This is a genomic window from Microbacterium sp. Z6_144 (genome assembly GCF_057197625.1).
This window is the reverse complement of sequence record NZ_JBXVPT010000001.1, coordinates 2,102,855-2,119,585: the sequence shown is the minus strand read 5'-3', so window position 1 is coordinate 2,119,585 and position 16,731 is coordinate 2,102,855. Positions and strand designations below refer to the sequence as shown.

The following is a 16,731-nucleotide window of genomic DNA, read 5'->3' as shown; positions in this document are numbered from 1 at the left end:
CGGTAGCCGGCTGATAGGATCGAAGCCCGTGATGCAGACTTCAGACGCGGGACATCCGAACGACACCACCAAGCACATTTTCGTGACGGGCGGTGTCGTTTCGTCTCTCGGGAAGGGCCTGACGGCGGCCAGCCTCGGCAACCTTCTCACCGCCCGCGGCCTGCGTGTCGTGATGCAGAAACTCGATCCGTATCTGAACGTCGATCCGGGCACGATGAACCCGTTCCAGCACGGCGAGGTCTTCGTCACCGACGACGGCGCGGAGACCGACCTCGATATCGGACACTACGAGCGCTTCCTCGACATCAACCTGAGCCAGGCCGCGAACGTGACCACGGGTCAGATCTACTCGCAGGTGATCGCGCGCGAGCGACGGGGCGAGTACCTCGGCGACACCGTGCAGGTGATCCCGCACATCACCGACGAGATCAAACGGCGGATGCGGCTGCAGGCCACCGAGGAGCCACGGCCCGACGTCATCATCACCGAGATCGGCGGCACGGTGGGCGACATCGAGTCCCAGCCCTTCATCGAATCCGCCCGCCAGATCCGCCATGAGCTCGGCCGGAACAATGTGTTCTTCGTGCACGTGTCGCTCGTGCCGTTCATGGGAGCCTCGGGCGAGCAGAAGACCAAGCCCACGCAGCACTCCGTCGCGACGCTGCGCTCCATCGGAATCCAGCCCGACGCCCTCGTGCTGCGCAGCGACCGCCCGGTCACCGAGTCGAACAAGCGAAAGATCGCCCTCATGTGCGACGTCGACGAGGCCGCGGTCGTCAACGCGGTGGACGTGCCGAGCATCTACGACATCCCCACGATGCTCCACGAGCAGGGACTCGACGACTACATCGTCCAGTCGCTGGGGATCGGTAAGGCCGACGAGGTGGACTGGTCGCGCTGGGAGCGCGTGCTGCAGGCCGTGCACAATCCCAAGCACGAGGTGACCATCGGACTCGTCGGCAAGTACATCGACCTCCCCGATGCGTATCTGTCGGTCACCGAGGCGCTCAAGGCCGGTGGATTCGGCGAGGAGACCCATGTGAACATCACGTGGATCCCCTCCGACCTGTGTGAGACGCCGGATGGCGCGGCCAAGGCGCTCGGCGCCCTGGACGGCATCGTCATCCCGGGCGGTTTCGGGATCCGGGGGATCGAGGGCAAGCTCGGCGCGCTGCGCTTCGCCCGGGAGCAGGGCATCCCGACCCTGGGCATCTGCCTCGGCCTGCAGTGCATCGTCATCGAGTACGCGCGTAACGTCGCCGGCATCGAGGACGCCTCGTCCAGCGAATTCGACCCCGACACCGCCAACCCGATCGTGGCGACGATGGCCGAGCAGATCGACATCCTCGACCGGGGCGATCTGGGCGGCACGATGCGACTGGGCCTCTATCCCGCGGACCTGCTCGCCGGGTCGATCGCCGAGGAGGTCTACGGGACGCCCCGGGTGTCCGAGCGCCACCGCCACCGCTACGAGGTCAACAACGCCTACCGGGATCAGCTCGCCGAAGCCGGCTTGGTCTTCTCCGGAGTGAACCCCGAGCTGGGCCTGGTGGAGTACGTCGAACTCCCGCGCGAGGTGCACCCGTACTACATCGCCACGCAGGCGCACCCCGAGCTGCGTTCCCGCCCGACGGAGCCGCATCCGCTGTTCCGCGGGCTCATCGGTGCGGCGCTGGAGCGCCACCGTGCCAGCGAACTGTTCGATGTGGAGCAGGCATGACCGCCGGCGAGGAGGCGCTGCGCGACGAGCCCCTCGAGCCCGAGGTCGTCTCGAGCGAGGTCGTCTACCGCGGGGCCGTGTGGAACGTGCGATCGGACACCGTGCGCTACGGCGACGGCGAGATCGTCCGCCAGTACGTCGAGCACCCCGGCGCGTCGGCGATCGTGGCGATCGACGACGACGAGAACGTGGTGCTGATCCAGCAGTACCGCCATCCGCTGCGCCTCCGCGACTGGGAGATCCCCGCGGGCCTGCTCGATGTCGCCGGTGAGCCGCCGCTGGAGACCGCGAAGCGCGAACTCGCCGAAGAGGTCGACCTCGTCGCCTCCCGGTGGCAGCCCCTCGCGTCTCTGCGTACGAGCCCCGGCGGCAACGACGAGACGGTGCACCTGTTCCTGGCGCGGGGACTGTCGGATGCTCCGCAGGCGTTCGCCCGCGCGGATGAGGAAGCCGACATGCGCGTGGCGCGTATTCCGCTGGCCGACGCGGTCAGCGGGGTGCTGGAGGGGCGCCTGACCAACGGCATCCTCGCCACAGGCGTACTCGCCGCGGCCGAGGTCTTGCGCCGCGAGGCGGGCGACCCGACGGGACGGTGACGTGCGCCTGTCGCGCGCGGTCGACGCGTACCTGCGGCACATCTCGCTCGAGCGCGGCCTGTCCGAGCACACCGTGGCCGCCTACCGCCGCGACCTCGCCGGCTACCTGGCGTGGCTCGGCGAGCACGGCGTGGACGACTCGGATGCGGTGAATCCGGGGCTGGTGGCCCGCTTCGCGGCGGAGCGGGCTTCCACTCAGCCGCCGCCGGCAGCATCCAGCATCGCGCGGCTGCAGTCGTCGGTGCGCGGGCTGCACCGCTTCCTCGCCCGTGAGGGGATCGCGGCGGAGGACCCGTCGGGCCGGCTGCGCCCACCGAAGGCGGCACAGCGCCTCCCGAAGGCGCTCACCATCGACCAGGTCACGCAGCTTCTGAACGCGTCGGGCCCCGAGCCGCAGGAGGCCGCCGCCGCCGACATCGCCGGCATCCGCGACCGGGCTCTCCTCGAACTGCTGTACGCCACCGGCGCACGCGTGTCGGAGATCGTGCAGCTGGATGTCGACGACCTCGCGCACGGCGATGTGCTGCGCGTGCGGGGCAAGGGCTCGAAGGAGCGCATCGTGCCGGTCGGCTCCTACGCCCGGGCCGCGGTCGACGCCTACCTGACCCGCGTGCGGCCCGAGCTCTCCCGTCGCGGGTCGTCGTCTCCGCGGCTGTTCCTCGGGGTGCGCGGCGCACCGCTGTCACGCCAGAGCGCGTGGCTCATCCTCCAGAGCGCCGCCGAGCGCGCGGGGCTGTCGGCGCACGTGTCCCCGCATACCCTCCGCCACTCGTTCGCGACGCATCTGCTGCAGGGGGGCGCCGACGTGCGGGTGGTTCAGGAGCTGCTCGGACATGCCTCGGTGGCGACCACCCAGATCTACACGCACGTGAGCGTCGACGCGCTGCGCGACGTGTACGCCACGTCGCACCCCCGCGCCCGCTGACGCGGCGTCACCGCGGTCGAGCGCCGGGATCATGCGGATGCGGCGCGCGTCCAGGGGACAGGGCCATCGGCCGGTTAGAATCGGGGGAGATTATGGCAAGGTCAGGAGAGTCTGTGGCGGGCAGCGCGACCAAGGGCAAGGCGAAAGCCGCAGCGGCCCGGGACGAGGTCATCCTCGGCCCGACGGGTCGTCCCTACCACGGCTTCCCGACGCCCCCGAAGCTGGACGGACATGGGCCGGCGCGCATCATCGCGCTGTGCAACCAGAAGGGCGGCGTGGGCAAGACCACGACGACCATCAACCTCGCCGCAGCCCTCGCCGGCTACGGCCGCAAGGTCCTGGCGATCGACTTCGACCCGCAGGGTGCGCTGTCCGCAGGTCTGGGCATCCAGACGCACGAGATCCCGACCATCTACGACCTGCTGCTGGACACCAAGCGCGACCCGCACGACACGATCGTGCACACCTCGGTCGAGGGCCTGGACGTCATCCCCGCCAACATCGATCTGTCCGCCGCCGAGGTGCACCTCGTCAACGAGGTGGCCCGGGAGACCATCCTCGCCCGGGTGCTGCGCCATGTCGCCCCCGAGTACGACGTGATCCTCATCGACTGCCAGCCGTCGCTCGGGCTCCTCACCGTCAACGCCCTCACGGCAAGCCACGGCGTGGTCATCCCGCTGGAATGCGAGTTCTTCGCGCTCCGCGGCGTCGCGCTCCTTGTGGAGACCATCGACAAGGTGCGCGACCGGCTGAACCCCGCGATCATGCTCGACGGCGTGCTCGCCACCATGTACGACCCGCGGACGCTGCATTCGCGCGAGGTTCTCGAGCGCGTCGTCGAGGCGTTCGGCGACGACGTTCTGGAAACGGTCATCGGCCGTACCGTGAAGTTCCCCGACGCGTCGGTCTCGGGTGTGCCGATCACCGAATTCGCGCCCGAGCACGCGGCCGCACAGGCGTACCTGCGCCTGGCGCGGGAGCTGGTCGCCCGTGGCGCCGTCGCCTGACGAGGCTCCGCCGACCGACGAGGGGACGGAAGGGCGGTCCCTGAGCGATGTCGAAGGGTTCCGCGTCTCGCTGCCGGTGTTCGACGGCCCGTTCGACCTGCTCCTCTCCCTCATCTCGCAGCGCGAGCTCGACATCACCGAGGTGGCGCTCAGCGCCGTCACCGACGAGTTCATCGGCTACCTGCGGGCACTGGGACCTGACGCGCAGCTGGACGAAGCCTCGGAGTTCCTCGTCGTGGCCGCCACGCTCCTGGACATGAAGGTCGCCGGGCTCCTGCCGCAGGGCGAGCTCGTGGACGCCGAATCCGTTGCCCTGCTCGAAGCCCGCGACCTGCTGTTCGCGCGGCTGCTGCAGTACCGCGCCTTCAAGGAGGTCTCGGCATGGTTCGCCCACCGCCTCCAGGCGGAAGACCGCCGGCACGTGCGCGCCGTGCGACTGGATGAGAAGTACCGCAACGCCGCCCCCGACCTGGTCTGGACGCTCAGCCCCGACGACTTCGCCGCGCTGGCCCTGCTCGCCTTCGCGCCCAAGGAGATCCCGCGTGTGGGCCTTGACCATCTGCATGCCCCGCTGGTGAGCATCCGGGAACAGGCCGCGGTCGTCGTCACCCTCCTCCGCAGCGCCGGCGTCCTGTCGTTTCGCGACCTCATCGCCGGGGTGACGCAGACCGGAGTCGTCGTGGCCCGCTTCCTCTCCGTGCTCGAGCTGTATCGCCACGCGGCGCTGACGTTCGAGCAGCTCGAACCGCTCGGGGAACTCACCCTCCGCTGGACCGCCGAACGGTGGTCGGAGGAGAACCTCGCGACCCTGGGAGCCGACTATGACCGATGACACGTCGACACGCACGGGGGAAGAAACCGACGTCGCCCGGCGGCTGGAGGCCATTCTGCTGATCGTCGAAGAGCCGCAGAGCCTCGTGAGTCTCGCCGCCGCGGTGGGCGCGCCGGTCGCGGCCGTGCGCCAAGCGGTGGAGTCCCTGGTCGATGATTACGACGGGAACGCCTCCGGCCCGCGTCGCGGCTTCGAGTTGCGGGAGGTCGGCGGGGGGTGGCGGATGTACGTGCGCGCCGAGTTCGATGACCTCGTGTCGGAGTTCGTCAACACGCAGGCTCCCTCGCGCCTGTCCCAGGCGGCGCTGGAGACTCTCGCGGTGATCGCGTACAAGCAGCCCGTCACGCGGGGACAGGTCGCATCGATCCGCGCCGTCAACGTCGACTCCGTCGTGCGCACGCTCTTGGCCCGCGGCCTCATCACGGAGGTGTTCACCGACCCGGAAACGGGGGCCATCCACTACGGCACGACCGAGGCGCTTCTGGGCAACCTCGGCATCAACTCGCTCGACGAGCTGCCGCACATCTCGCCGCTCCTGGATGACGGGTCCGAGGGTTTCGACCTGGAGGGGGTGCGATGAGCGAGCCGCGCGACACCGAGGGCGTTCGACTGCAGAAGGCGCTGGCCAACGCCGGCGTCGCATCCCGCCGCGTCTCCGAACAGCTCATCGTCGAGGGCCGGGTGCGCGTCAACGGCACGGTCGTCACCGAGCTCGGCAGCCGCGTCGACCCCGACGTGGACCTCATCGACGTCGACGGTGTCGCCGTGCAGCTGGACACCGACAAGCGCTACGTCATGCTCAACAAGCCGACCGGTGTGGTGAGCACCATGAAGGACGAGCACGGCCGCCCCGACCTCCGCCGGTTCACCGAGGAATGGAGCGAACGTCTGTACAACGTCGGCCGCCTCGACGCCGACACCAGCGGCCTGCTCGTCCTCACCAACGACGGCGACCTCGCCCACGTGCTCGCGCACCCCTCGTTCGGGGTCACGAAGGTGTACATCGCCAAGGTGGACGGGCGCGTCACCGCGCAGACCATCGCACGGTTGACCCGCGGTATCGAGTTGGAAGACGGCCCCATCGCTGCGGACAAGGCCCGGCTTCTGGACGCGTCCGGCGAGTCGAGTCTCGTCGAACTGACGCTGCACTCCGGGCGCAACCGGATCGTGCGCCGCATGATGGCCGAGGTGGGGCATCCCGTCGTCGAACTGGTGCGCCGCCAGTTCGGCCCGCTGCACCTGGGAAGCCTCCCGGTCGGGCGGGCGCGCGAGTTGACTAAGGTGGAACGTGGTGCGCTGCTGACCCTCTCGCGTCGCGAGGGCGCACCAGACGAAACCCCGTGAGCGATTCAGAGACTTCTTCCGCGCGCGCGGCCGCCCCGCTGGCCCCGCGTGTTCGAGGGACGGTGCGGATCGTCGGAGCAGGACTCCTGGGTGCGAGCATCGGGCACGCCCTCGCCGCACGCGGTGTCGATGTCGCGCTCGACGACGCGTCTCCCGCGCAGCTGCGCCTGGCCGTCGATTACGGCGCCGGCCGGCCCGCGCACCCCGACGACGCGCCGGCGCTGATCGTCGTGGCCGTGCCGCCGGACGTGACCGCCGACGTCATCGCCCGTGAGCTCGCCGACCACCCGGGGGTCGTGGTCACCGACGTCGCCAGCGTCAAGCTGCAGCCCCTGCACGAGCTGCGCGCGCGCGGTGTCGACCTCACCCACTACATCGGCTCGCACCCACTGGCCGGACGCGAACGCGGCGGCGCGATCTCCGCCCGTGCCGATCTGTTCGTCGGCCGGCCGTGGGTCGTGTGTCGCGACGGCGAGACGCCGCTCGAAGACCTCGCGCTCGTGGAGAGCCTGGCGCTGGAACTCGGCGCGGTACCCGTGGAGATGTCGCCGGACGAGCACGATCGCTCGGTCGCGCTCGTCTCCCACGTCCCGCAGCTGGTGGCGAGCCTCCTTGCCGGTCGCTTCGTCGATGCTCCCGATGCCGCACTGGGACTGGCCGGTCAGGGGGTGCGCGACACCACGCGCATCGCCGCATCCGCCCCCGAACTGTGGGTTCAGATCCTCGGCGCCAACGCCGCTCCCGTGGTCGATGTCCTCGACGCGCTCGCCGGCGACCTCACGGCCGTCGCCGGTGCGCTGCGGGCACCGGATGCCCCGGGGGCACGCCGCGCGGTGGCCGACCTCATCCGCCGCGGCAACGAGGGAGTCGAGCGTCTTCCCGGCAAGCACGGCCAGAACCGCCGCTTCGAGTCCTTCGTCGTGATGGTCGACGACAGCCCCGGGCAGCTCGGCCGTCTCTTCGGCGAACTGGGGGAGCTGGCCGTCAACGTCGAAGACCTTCGCCTCGAACACTCCCCGGGTGCGCAGTTCGGCCTGGCCGAGATCAGCGTCGTCCCCGACGCGGTGCGCCGCGCCACCGATGGCCTGACCGCCCGCGGTTGGCGGATTGCGAGCACCCATGACTGACCCCACGATCATCGCGATCGACGGCCCCGCGGGCAGCGGGAAATCGAGCGTCTCGAAAGAAGCCGCCCGTCGACTCGGCTTCGGCTACCTCGACACGGGCGCGGCCTACCGCGCCCTGGCATGGCACGCGCTGGACCACGGCGCCGACACGTCGGATGCCTCCGCCGTCCTCGACGTGTTCGGCGACTTCGACTTCGCCATCTCGCTCGCCCCCGACGACTACTGGGTGCGCGTGGGCGATCGCGATGTCACCAGCGCTATCCGTGAGCCGCGCGTGACCGACGCCGTGAGCGGCGTTGCGCGCATCGCCGCCGTGCGGCACGCCGTGAACGCGCTCTTCCGGCGACTCATCGCCGAGTCGGGCCGTCCCGGCGTGGTGGTCGAGGGACGCGACATCACCACCGTCGTCGCCCCGGACGCACCCGTGCGACTGCTGCTGACGGCGGCCCCCGAGATCCGCGCCGCGCGCCGCAGCGCCGAACTGACCACCCAGGACGCCGCCTCCGTCGCGGCGGCATTGCATCGCCGCGACGCCACCGACTCCGCTGTCGTCGACTTCCTCACCGCCGCCCCCGGCGTGGAGGTCGTCGATTCGAGCGACCTGGATTTCGCACAAACCGTCGACGCCGTTCTCACGGCGATCGAACGCACGAGGGGAGCCCTCGATGGGCGCTGAAGACGAATACGACGCCGGTCCCGACCAGCTCGCCGAGAAGATGGACGAGCTCGATGAGACGCTCGCCGAGCAGCGGGCTGCGGCTCTTCGGGCCAGCCTCGATGATTTCGAGCTGGATGACGAGGACGCCGCGCTCCTGGCGGGGCTCGCCGAGGGCGGTGACGGGATCGAATTCCTGCCCGCGCTGCCGGTGGTGGCGATCGTCGGACGCCCCAACGTGGGCAAGTCGGCCCTGGTGAACCGCATCCTCGGTCGCCGAGAGGCGGTCGTGGAGGACACCCCGGGCGTGACGCGTGACCGGGTGACCTACCGGGCCGAATGGATGGACCGCCGCTTCTCGCTGGTGGACACCGGAGGGTGGGAACCCGACGCGCGCGGCATCGACCGCTCCGTCGCGCTGCAGGCCGAAGTGGCCATCGACCTCGCCGACGTCGTGCTGTTCGTCGTGGATGCGCGCGTGGGCGCCACCTCCACCGACGAGCACGTCGTCAAACTCCTACGTCGCAGCGGCAAGCCGGTGTTCCTCGTGGCGAACAAGATCGACGACGCACGCCAGGAGCCCGAGGCCGCAGCGCTGTGGAACCTCGGCCTCGGTGAGCCGTACCCGGTCTCGGCGATCCACGGGCGCGGAGTGGCGGATCTGCTCGATGCGCTCATGAAGGTGCTGCCGGAGGTCTCCGCCATCGCCAAGCACGAGATCGGCGGACCGCGCCGGGTGGCGATCCTCGGTCGTCCGAACGTCGGCAAATCGTCGCTGCTGAACAAGGCGGCAGGCCAGGAGCGCGTCGTCGTCAACGAGCTCGCCGGAACCACCCGCGACCCCGTGGACGAGGTCGTCGAGCTCGGCGGACGGCTGTGGCGCTTCGTCGACACCGCCGGCATCCGCCGGCGCGTGCACCTGCAGCAGGGGGCCGACTTCTACGCGTCGCTGCGCACCGCGACCGCGCTGGAGAAGGCCGAAGTCGCCGTCGTCGTGCTGGACATCTCGCAGCCCCTCAGCGAGCAGGACGTGCGCATCATCGACCTCGTCCTCGAATCGGGGCGCGCCCTGGTGCTCGCGTTCAACAAGTGGGATCTGCTCAACACGCCGGAGCTCGAGAACCAGGACCGGCGCCGGTACCTCGAGCGCGAGATCGAACAGGATCTGGCCCACGTCGCCTGGGCGCCGCGGGTGAACATCTCCGCCCGCACCGGCCGGCACCTCGACCGGCTCGTGCCCGCCCTGGACACGGCCCTGAACTCGTGGGACCAGCGCATCCCCACCGGGAAGTTCAACGCGTTCCTCTCCGAACTCGTCGCCGAGCACCCGCACCCCCTGCGCGGCGGCAAGCAGCCCCGCATCCTCTTCGGCACGCAGGCCTCCACCCGTCCGCCCACGTTCGTCCTGTTCACGACCGGGTTCCTCGACCCGGGCTACCGCCGGTTCATCCAGCGGCGCCTGCGGGAGATCTACGGCTTCGAGGGCACGCCGATCGTCCTGAACATGCGGATCCGCGAGCGTCGCCAGCGCTGACCGGAACGGGGGTCCCGTCAGACCCCCGTGTCGAGAGGGCTCTGACTCGCCGGCGGCGCGTCGCTTAGCGTCTCAACGGGCGGTTCGATCGAACCGCCCGGGAGGACAGAGATGACCGTCATATTGATCACCGGCGCCAACCGAGGCATCGGATTCGAGACCGCCAAGCAGCTGCGTGAGATGGGCCACACCGTCTACATCGGCGCGCGCGACGCGGATCGCGGGGAGCAGGCCGCTGCGAGCGTCGGCGCGAAGTACGTGCACCTCGATGTGACCGACGACGAATCCGTGGACGCCGCGATGGCTGTCATCGAGGCAGCCGAAGGACGCCTCGATGTTCTCGTGCACAACGCCGGTGTTCAGGATCTGGAGCGTCACAGCGTTGCCGCGCAGCGCTCGTTCGACACGAACGCGGTGGGGATCGTCCGGGTCACCGAGGCGGCACTGCCGCTCCTGGAGCGCTCGTCGAACCCGAACGTCGTCGCCCTCTCGAGCAGCCTCGGCTCCTTCTGGGCCGTGAACAACCCCGACCGGGTGGAGTCGGGCTTCGCGATCGTGCTGTACTCGGCGTCGAAGGCCGCGGCGACGATGCTCATGGTGCAGTACGCCAAGGCTCACCCCGGCATCAAGTTCAATGCGATCGAGCCGGGCACGACGGCCACGGACATGACCGCGGCGTTCGGAGTCGGGCGGCCGGTCGAGGAGACGGCGCGGTTCATCGTCCAGTGGGCCACCCTCGGCGAGGACGGCCCGACCGGAACGTTCCACGACGAAGCCGGCGTCCTGCGCTGGTGAACGAGGGGTCGGGTCGCCAGCATCCGTCGGCTTTTTCGCCGCCGCCGCGCGGATGTCGGCGACTCGACCCGTCAGCGCTATGACAGGCTGGGAGCGTGAGCAATCAGCCGCCCCGCCCAGGGGAGCCGCGCCGCCCGTCGGGTCCGCGCGACCCCGGCGACGCGTGGGTGGTCGCCGCCTCCGGCGAGCGGTACTGGGGGCGCTTCGGCGCCGCGGGGCTCCTCGCCGTCGACCCGGAGCGCGGAGTGCTGCTGCAGCATCGGGTGGCGTGGAGCCATTTCGGTGACACGTGGGGCCTCCCAGGGGGTGCCCGGCACGAGGACGAGTCGGCCGGCGCGGCCGCGCTGCGTGAGGCGGCGGAAGAAGCCGGGGTCCCCGGCGGATCGGTGGTGCCGCGATTCGTGAGCGTGCTCGACCTGGACGTGTGGAGCTATACCACTCTCGTCGGCGATGTCATCGAACCGTTCGAGCCCGTCATCAGCGACCCGGAGAGCCGCGCGCTGGCGTGGGTGCCGATCGCTGACGTGGATCAGCTGCCGTTGCATCCGGGTTTCGCGGCGTCGTGGCCGGCTCTCCGCGGAGCGCTGGACATCCGCCCGACGATCGTCGTGGACGTCGCGAACGTCATGGGTTCGGTTCCCGACGGCTGGTGGCGTGACCGGGCGGGCGCGGCAGGGCGCCTGCTGGAACGGCTCGACGTCCTGGCCGCCACGGGCGTCGACGCCGAGGCGCTCGGTCTCAGCGCGACGCGATGGTTCCCGTCCCTGGTGGCGGTCGTGGAGGGGGCTGCACGGAGTGCGGCGTCGGAGTGGGCGGGGGTCAGGGTGGTTGCAGCGCCCGGCGAGGGCGATGACGAGATCGTCCGGCAGACCGCCGCGCTGCCGCATCCGGATCAGGCGATCGTCGTCACCAGTGACCGCGGACTGCGGGAGCGCGTGGAGGCTCTCGGGGCATCCACCCGCGGCGCGGGCTGGCTGCTCGAGCTGCTCGGCTGAGTCAGGATCCGCGCAGGCGATCGATCTCGCGCCGCTCGCGCTTGGTGGGCCTCCCCGCACCGCGGTCGCGCACCGCGAACGCGGGGATGCTCTCGCGTGGCGGCGGGGGAGGCGTCCGATCCTCCGCGGCGAGTGCTGCCTGCGCAGCGCTCACGCGCTTGGCGATCGGTTCACGAACGACCAGGATGCGGTCGAATCCGGCGACGCGCACCCGCAACTCGTCTCCGGGGCGCACCTGCACCGAGGCCTTGGCTCGCTCGCCGTTGACGCGCACGTGCCCTGCCCGGCAGGCGGTCGTGGCGATCGATCGTGTCTTGTAGACGCGCACGGCCCACAGCCACGCGTCGACGCGGGCCGAACCGCCCGTCATCGCGCGATCCTCGACGCCGGCCGCACATCACCGTCGTCGATGAGCGTCGTCACGCCTCGGCGCCGGGTGCGTCCTTCGAGCGCTCCCACACCCAGTTGTCGCGCTGATACAGCACCTCGAAGCCGGAACGCATCATGTTGTTGAGCGACGGGTTGCCTCCCTCGGTCTCGGGTACCCACGTTTCGGCGATCGCCAGCTCACAGCCTGCCTCCCGGGCCGCCACCGCGCGGGCAGCGATGAGCGCCGTCTGAGCGCCCCTCCTCTGATACTCGGGCAATGTGGCCGCGCCGTACATGTGCGCGGTGGGGCCGTCGACTGCGACAGCGGCAGCGGCGATCATCCGGTCGCCATCGAAGGCGCCGTAACCGAGAAGTGCCCCCGACCGGACCGGGGAGCTGTAGACCGCGTCGACGACCTCGTCGGACCAACCGAACGCGCCACCGAGGAGGCGTGCTCCCTCGTCGACTTCGTCGCCCCGGAACTGTCGAACCGGGGGACCCGATGGCGATGCATCGAACTGCGAGAGTTGCAGCCCGAGCTTGTACCACGCCCCCGATCGGCGAAGTCGATGGTGCGCGGCGATGTCGTCCCACTCGTCGGTGAGCAGTTCGGGTACCACTTGGACCCTGGCCACGTCTGCGGTGCTCTGCGCCAGAACCTGCATGGCAGCATCCGTCGCCTCCGGTGTGGCGGGCTCGAACAGGCCGAGACCGAGCACTCGATTCCAGAACCCGCCCGGGTCCTTCCCGAGCGCCGTGACAGCCACTCCGCTCGGGAGTTGGACGGCGGTCATGCCGAGCGCATCACGCGTCTGTTGTGTGCCGGAACTCAACAGGCTCAGAAGCGTGTTGATCTCGCGGGTCTCTGCGGCGGTGATGATTTCCAGGTCGCGCATTCGAACGAGTGTAGTTGCCCCCACGACGCCCGGGACCGGGGCGCTTCGCTTGCGGCCGCGGCGGTCGTGATGACCGGGGTGATGGTGGCCGTGGAGGCGGATGCGGCCCGCCGCGTCACTCGCGGAGGGTGAGCGACACGAGGGCGCGGTCGTCACTGGGCCGTGCCACGACGTCGAACCCGGCCGCGGTGAACACCGACAGCACGCCGCGGTAGAGGTCGTTGGACGGGCGCTTATTCACGGAGGGGTCGAACGGGTAAGCCTCTAGGACGCGAGCGCCGGCGCTTCGGGCGTGGGCGACGGCGGCATCCAGAAGCTTCCGCATGAGGCCGGCGCCGCGGTGCTCTTTGCGGATCGCAAAGCAGGAGACCGCCCACACCGACGGGTCATCCAACGGCTCGGGTGTGTTGGCAATGAGTATCCGAGTACGCAGGAGACGGGGTTGCGCTGTGCGCGGCCCGACGCGCACCCAGCCTGCGGGGCCCCCGTCGACGTAGGCGACCAGCCCCGGGGACCGGTCGCCCGCCGTCTCGATGCGCAGCATGTCGGTCTTCTGCTCGCGCGTGGCGGTGCGGAACTCGGCGGCCGGGATCATCCACCACTGGCACTGACACGACGGACCGTCGCCGCCGCCGGTCAGGGCGTGCTCGGCATCGTCGAACCGTTCGGCGGTTGCGGGGAGGATCTCGATGCTCATATCGGAAGGGTAATCGCGGGCGGGGACATCCCGATCGGCTCAGGCGGCGAGGATGAAGGCGAGGGGGTCGAAGCGTCTTCGCCCGCCCAAGCGTGGCGTGCGGTCGGGATCGATGTGCGCGGGTGGGATGAACCAGACGGCGCCGGCGGATGGCGGGGAACCCGGTGGCGTTTCGATCCGGATCTCCCATCCTTCTGCGTGCACCCGGTGGTGGCATGCCGTGCAGAGGAGGATCCCGTTGTCGAGGTCGGTGGGTCCGTCGTCTCGCAGCCACCAGAGGATGTGGTGCGCTTCGGCGTAGGCGGGGGGAAGGTGGCAGAAGGCGCATCCGCCGTCCCGTTCGACGAGTGCTCGGCGTTGCGCCTTCGTGAAGTGCCGCCGGCTTCGCCCGAAGTCGAGGACCTCGCTGTCGGTGCCGAGGACGCAGGGGATGATGTTCGCCGCGGCGGCGAGACGGCGGGCGGCGCCCGCGTCGATGGGCTGTTCGATCCCGTCGATGGTCGCGATGCCGGTACCGGTGGTGAGGTGATCGAGATCCATGCGCACGATGACCGATGCCGACGGCCCGGGCACGACGTGGGAGTCGCATCCGATCGCGTGGCGGCAGATCGCGGCCAGGGCGTCGGCGCGGAGCTGCGGCAGCGATCGGGACTCCGCCGCGACGGGTGCGGAACCGTCCTCGAGCACGACCCCGTCCGGGGTGTTGTGTCCCCGCGACGTTCGGAGCTGTGCCGTGACGATCGCATCGATCGCAGCGACCACGGGCGCCGCGCTCTCCGGGTCGAGCCGCGCGGTCAGCACGGTCATACCGGAGGCGTCGTGCCCGATCTTCAACGACCGTTCGCCGTGCATCTCGTCGGTGGCCGGCTCGAGCCCGTCGGGGTCGAGGTGTGCCTCGGCACGGCGCAGCACGGCTTGCAGTTCTTCGAGCGAGAGGAGCGGCGCCTGGCCGACCAGGGCTCGTTCGGCTTCGGTCCATGTGGCCATGTCGACGCGGAGCGCGATGCGATCCAGCATCCCGGTGATCGCGGAGGCCGCTGCGACGCTGATCGCGCCGGTGCTTACCGCACGTGCGACCTCGGGATGCCGCGGGGGAGCCGACTCGCCCGAAAGGAGGCTGCGTTCGCGTGTGGCCTCGCCGACCTGGATGAGCCGGACGGCGTCGCCGACGTGGCCACCGGTACTCGCGGCGATCAGCTTGGCGGGGGTGCGGAATCCGGCCTGCCGGGCGAGGCCGTCCTTGCCGAGCTCGGGGCGCGACCGGGCCGCCATCTCGGCTGCGACCTGTGTGTGCAGGCCGTCGAGCTGGCGTCGGATTGCGGCGATCCGCTCGTTCATGTCGAGCAGATCCGCCGCAGTCATCGCGCGCGCATCTCCGTGGGCGGAACTCGCCGCGCCCCACGCCGCCCGCAGAGCGGTCGTGGTCTCCAGGAGCGGGTCCACCGGGTTGTCCATGCCTCTATGGAATCACCAACCTCGGACATTCGTTCGAGTGTGCCGGGGCTCGTGGACAACGACGCTGAAGTGTCCGCGCCGCGTTCGCGGCGGCCGAATGGACGGGCTAAGATGGGGGAGTTGTCCGCTCGCGGGCACCGGGATGTGGCGCAGCTTGGTAGCGCACTTGACTGGGGGTCAAGGGGTCGCAGGTTCAAATCCTGTCATCCCGACCGGAAGAGGCCCGGAATCTCACAAGAGGTTCCGGGCCTTCTGCATGTCCGTGAAGAGCCGAGGGCTCCGAGAGGGACCCCGGCCCGGTTTCGCGTTCTGATCGCGCTCAGTAGCGGGTGGTGCTGAGCCTCATGACGGCCCAACCGAGCAGAGCGAAGACGAGACCCGCGCCCATCGCGAACAGGGCCACGCCGAACGACACGACGGAGGTGAAAAGCGATGCGCGCAGGAAGGAGGCGTTCATCACCGTGTCGCGGAGGGGGTCGTCCCGATCGAGCTCGGCGTACGTCTTCCCGTCGGCCATCTCCGTGGCATGCACGTTGATGATGTCTGCCTGAGCCAGCGCAGTGAGCGGGCCCCTGACCTCCGCGCCGGCGAGGAACGACGCGTCGTCGGCGACAGTGATGCGCTGGTCGGCGAGTTGGGAGCTCACCACACCCCACACCACCCCGCCGGTCACGATCATCACGATGCCGGCGACGATCGCGAGCAAGCCGACCCACCAGATCAAGGGGCGCTTTCTCGAAGTACGGACTTCGTGGTCGGTTGTCGACTGCGTCATGGTGACCTCCAGTGAGAGGACGAGGGGATCCTCGCCCTCTCTGCAGCGTGTCACTGGTGGCCTGACCCCAGTAGGGGCGCTCGACCCCAATGTGAGCCTGACTTCACCGGCGCCTGCTCAGCGGCGCCCCGGGTCGTGGATGCGGCGCCGCGAAGTCGTCCGGGAGACGCCTACGCGCCGAGGAGTTCGGTGATCCTCACGTAGAACGCGGCTTGGTCACCGGAGAGTGATCCCTTCACCATGGCGGTCCAGTCGTCGACGACAACCTCGATCGACCCCGCGGCCAGACCGTCGAGCGTCGCGCGAGCCACGTCCCGAGGGTGCATCAGCGGGCCCTCGTATCCGGCCATCATGTCGGTGTCCGCTGTGGCGAGGAGCACCCCCAGGACGTGCGTTTCCTGAGCGGCCAGTTCCAGGCGGACGGCGTTGGTCATATTCCACGCGGCGGCCTTCCCTGCCGCGTAGGCGCCTGCGCCGGGCGCGGCGAACCAGGACATTGCAGAGAGGACGTTCACGATCGCTCCTCCGCCGTTGTCCGCCAGGATCGGGCTGAACGCGCGGATCGTGGCGAGCGTGCCCCAGAAATGCGTGTCCATCTCGCGGTGGATCATGCTCAGATCGCCCGTGACGAGCGGGGTACCGGTGCTGATGCCGGCGTTGTTGATGAGAAGGGACACGTCCGGGGCGGCCTCCGCGGCAGCGACGATGGACTCGTGGTCCAACAGATCGAGGCGGAGCGGCACCACGCGGGCGTCGTCGAAGTCGAGGCTCTCGGGCCGGCGAGCCGTCGCGTAGACCTTGCTCGCCCCTCGCTCGAGCAGTTCGAGAACGAACTGCCGACCGATACCGCGGTTGGCGCCGGTGACGAGAGCGATCTGAGGGGTGACGTTCATGTGTGCGGTGCTCCTGTGTGCTTATTTTCGTTCAGCGGTCCGGGGTGGGCACGCCGGCGGCTACGCTAATCCTTCACGTTGGCGTCAAGGTCAAGTGGGCGGTCCGCCGAGGCGGG

General features: G+C 69.9%; 18 protein-coding genes and 1 tRNA gene. 13 read left to right on the top strand and 6 right to left on the bottom strand.

What is annotated here, in order from left to right; genetic code table 11:
* The first annotated feature begins 31 nt into the window (after nucleotides 1–31).
* The 12 genes from pyrG to AC2DGY_RS10335 all read left to right on the top strand — a co-directional run bounded on the left by pyrG (nucleotide 32) and on the right by AC2DGY_RS10335 (nucleotide 11,530).
* The gene (gene pyrG / locus AC2DGY_RS10390) at nucleotides 32–1,720 is read left to right on the top strand and encodes a CTP synthase (RefSeq protein ID WP_484509617.1); all 1,689 of its coding nucleotides are present in this window, start codon (nucleotides 32–34) and stop codon (nucleotides 1,718–1,720) included.
* Nucleotides 1,717–2,316 carry an NUDIX domain-containing protein gene (locus tag AC2DGY_RS10385; RefSeq protein WP_484509616.1) on the top strand — a complete coding sequence of 200 codons (600 nt, stop codon included), beginning with the start codon at nucleotides 1,717–1,719 and terminating at the stop codon, nucleotides 2,314–2,316. The genes pyrG and AC2DGY_RS10385 overlap by 4 nt, the downstream gene beginning before the upstream one ends.
* A 1-nt stretch (nucleotide 2,317) precedes the next feature.
* Nucleotides 2,318–3,241, top strand: a complete 924-nt coding sequence (xerD, locus tag AC2DGY_RS10380; protein WP_484509615.1) for a site-specific tyrosine recombinase XerD — start codon at nucleotides 2,318–2,320, stop codon at nucleotides 3,239–3,241.
* Between the two features lie 92 nt (nucleotides 3,242–3,333).
* A complete protein-coding gene (locus AC2DGY_RS10375; protein ID WP_484509614.1) occupies nucleotides 3,334–4,248 on the top strand; it encodes a ParA family protein in 915 nt (304 codons plus the stop codon).
* On the top strand, nucleotides 4,232–5,080 hold the full coding sequence (locus tag AC2DGY_RS10370) for a segregation and condensation protein A (protein WP_484509613.1): 849 nt from the start codon (nucleotides 4,232–4,234) through the stop codon (nucleotides 5,078–5,080). The genes AC2DGY_RS10375 and AC2DGY_RS10370 overlap by 17 nt, the downstream gene beginning before the upstream one ends.
* Nucleotides 5,070–5,660 (top strand): SMC-Scp complex subunit ScpB, encoded by a 591-nt coding sequence (scpB, locus tag AC2DGY_RS10365; RefSeq protein ID WP_484509612.1) that lies wholly within the window; start codon nucleotides 5,070–5,072, stop codon nucleotides 5,658–5,660. The genes AC2DGY_RS10370 and scpB overlap by 11 nt, the downstream gene beginning before the upstream one ends.
* On the top strand, nucleotides 5,657–6,424 hold the full coding sequence (locus AC2DGY_RS10360) for a pseudouridine synthase (RefSeq protein ID WP_484509611.1): 768 nt from the start codon (nucleotides 5,657–5,659) through the stop codon (nucleotides 6,422–6,424). The genes scpB and AC2DGY_RS10360 overlap by 4 nt, the downstream gene beginning before the upstream one ends.
* Nucleotides 6,421–7,551 carry a prephenate dehydrogenase gene (locus AC2DGY_RS10355; protein WP_484509610.1) on the top strand — a complete coding sequence of 377 codons (1,131 nt, stop codon included), beginning with the start codon at nucleotides 6,421–6,423 and terminating at the stop codon, nucleotides 7,549–7,551. The genes AC2DGY_RS10360 and AC2DGY_RS10355 overlap by 4 nt, the downstream gene beginning before the upstream one ends.
* The gene (gene cmk / locus AC2DGY_RS10350) at nucleotides 7,544–8,227 is read left to right on the top strand and encodes a (d)CMP kinase (protein ID WP_484509609.1); all 684 of its coding nucleotides are present in this window, start codon (nucleotides 7,544–7,546) and stop codon (nucleotides 8,225–8,227) included. The genes AC2DGY_RS10355 and cmk overlap by 8 nt, the downstream gene beginning before the upstream one ends.
* Nucleotides 8,217–9,740, top strand: a complete 1,524-nt coding sequence (der, locus tag AC2DGY_RS10345; RefSeq protein WP_484509608.1) for a ribosome biogenesis GTPase Der — start codon at nucleotides 8,217–8,219, stop codon at nucleotides 9,738–9,740. The genes cmk and der overlap by 11 nt, the downstream gene beginning before the upstream one ends.
* A gap of 111 nt (nucleotides 9,741–9,851) precedes the next feature.
* On the top strand, nucleotides 9,852–10,535 hold the full coding sequence (locus tag AC2DGY_RS10340) for an SDR family NAD(P)-dependent oxidoreductase (RefSeq protein ID WP_484509607.1): 684 nt from the start codon (nucleotides 9,852–9,854) through the stop codon (nucleotides 10,533–10,535).
* A gap of 95 nt (nucleotides 10,536–10,630) precedes the next feature.
* The gene (locus AC2DGY_RS10335) at nucleotides 10,631–11,530 is read left to right on the top strand and encodes an NUDIX domain-containing protein (protein ID WP_484509606.1); all 900 of its coding nucleotides are present in this window, start codon (nucleotides 10,631–10,633) and stop codon (nucleotides 11,528–11,530) included.
* Nucleotide 11,531: 1 nt separating this feature from the next.
* Here AC2DGY_RS10335 and AC2DGY_RS10330 read toward each other — a convergent pair whose 3' ends face one another.
* From AC2DGY_RS10330 to AC2DGY_RS10315, 4 genes are all read right to left on the bottom strand, one after another.
* Nucleotides 11,532–11,900 (bottom strand): RNA-binding S4 domain-containing protein, encoded by a 369-nt coding sequence (locus tag AC2DGY_RS10330; protein ID WP_484509605.1) that lies wholly within the window; start codon nucleotides 11,898–11,900, stop codon nucleotides 11,532–11,534.
* A 49-nt stretch (nucleotides 11,901–11,949) separates the two neighbouring features.
* The gene (locus tag AC2DGY_RS10325; protein WP_484509604.1) at nucleotides 11,950–12,795 is read right to left on the bottom strand and encodes a GNAT family N-acetyltransferase; all 846 of its coding nucleotides are present in this window, start codon (nucleotides 12,793–12,795) and stop codon (nucleotides 11,950–11,952) included.
* Between the two features lie 115 nt (nucleotides 12,796–12,910).
* On the bottom strand, nucleotides 12,911–13,492 hold the full coding sequence (locus AC2DGY_RS10320) for a GNAT family N-acetyltransferase (protein WP_484509603.1): 582 nt from the start codon (nucleotides 13,490–13,492) through the stop codon (nucleotides 12,911–12,913).
* Between the two features lie 39 nt (nucleotides 13,493–13,531).
* Nucleotides 13,532–14,947: an HNH endonuclease gene (locus AC2DGY_RS10315; RefSeq protein ID WP_484509602.1), complete on the bottom strand. Its 1,416-nt coding sequence runs from the start codon at nucleotides 14,945–14,947 to the stop codon at nucleotides 13,532–13,534.
* 138 nt (nucleotides 14,948–15,085) lie between these two features.
* Here AC2DGY_RS10315 and AC2DGY_RS10310 point away from each other — a divergent pair.
* Nucleotides 15,086–15,159: transfer RNA gene (locus tag AC2DGY_RS10310), tRNA-Pro, on the top strand.
* 107 nt (nucleotides 15,160–15,266) lie between these two features.
* Here the strand turns inward: AC2DGY_RS10310 and AC2DGY_RS10305 are convergent.
* Entirely contained in the window at nucleotides 15,267–15,671 is a 405-nt protein-coding gene (locus AC2DGY_RS10305; RefSeq protein WP_484509601.1) for an aromatic ring-opening dioxygenase LigA, read from the bottom strand.
* Nucleotides 15,672–15,892: 221 nt separating this feature from the next.
* Nucleotides 15,893–16,615, bottom strand: coding sequence for an SDR family oxidoreductase (locus AC2DGY_RS10300; protein WP_484509600.1), 723 nt, complete (start codon nucleotides 16,613–16,615; stop codon nucleotides 15,893–15,895).
* Between the last annotated feature and the right edge of the window lie 116 nt (nucleotides 16,616–16,731).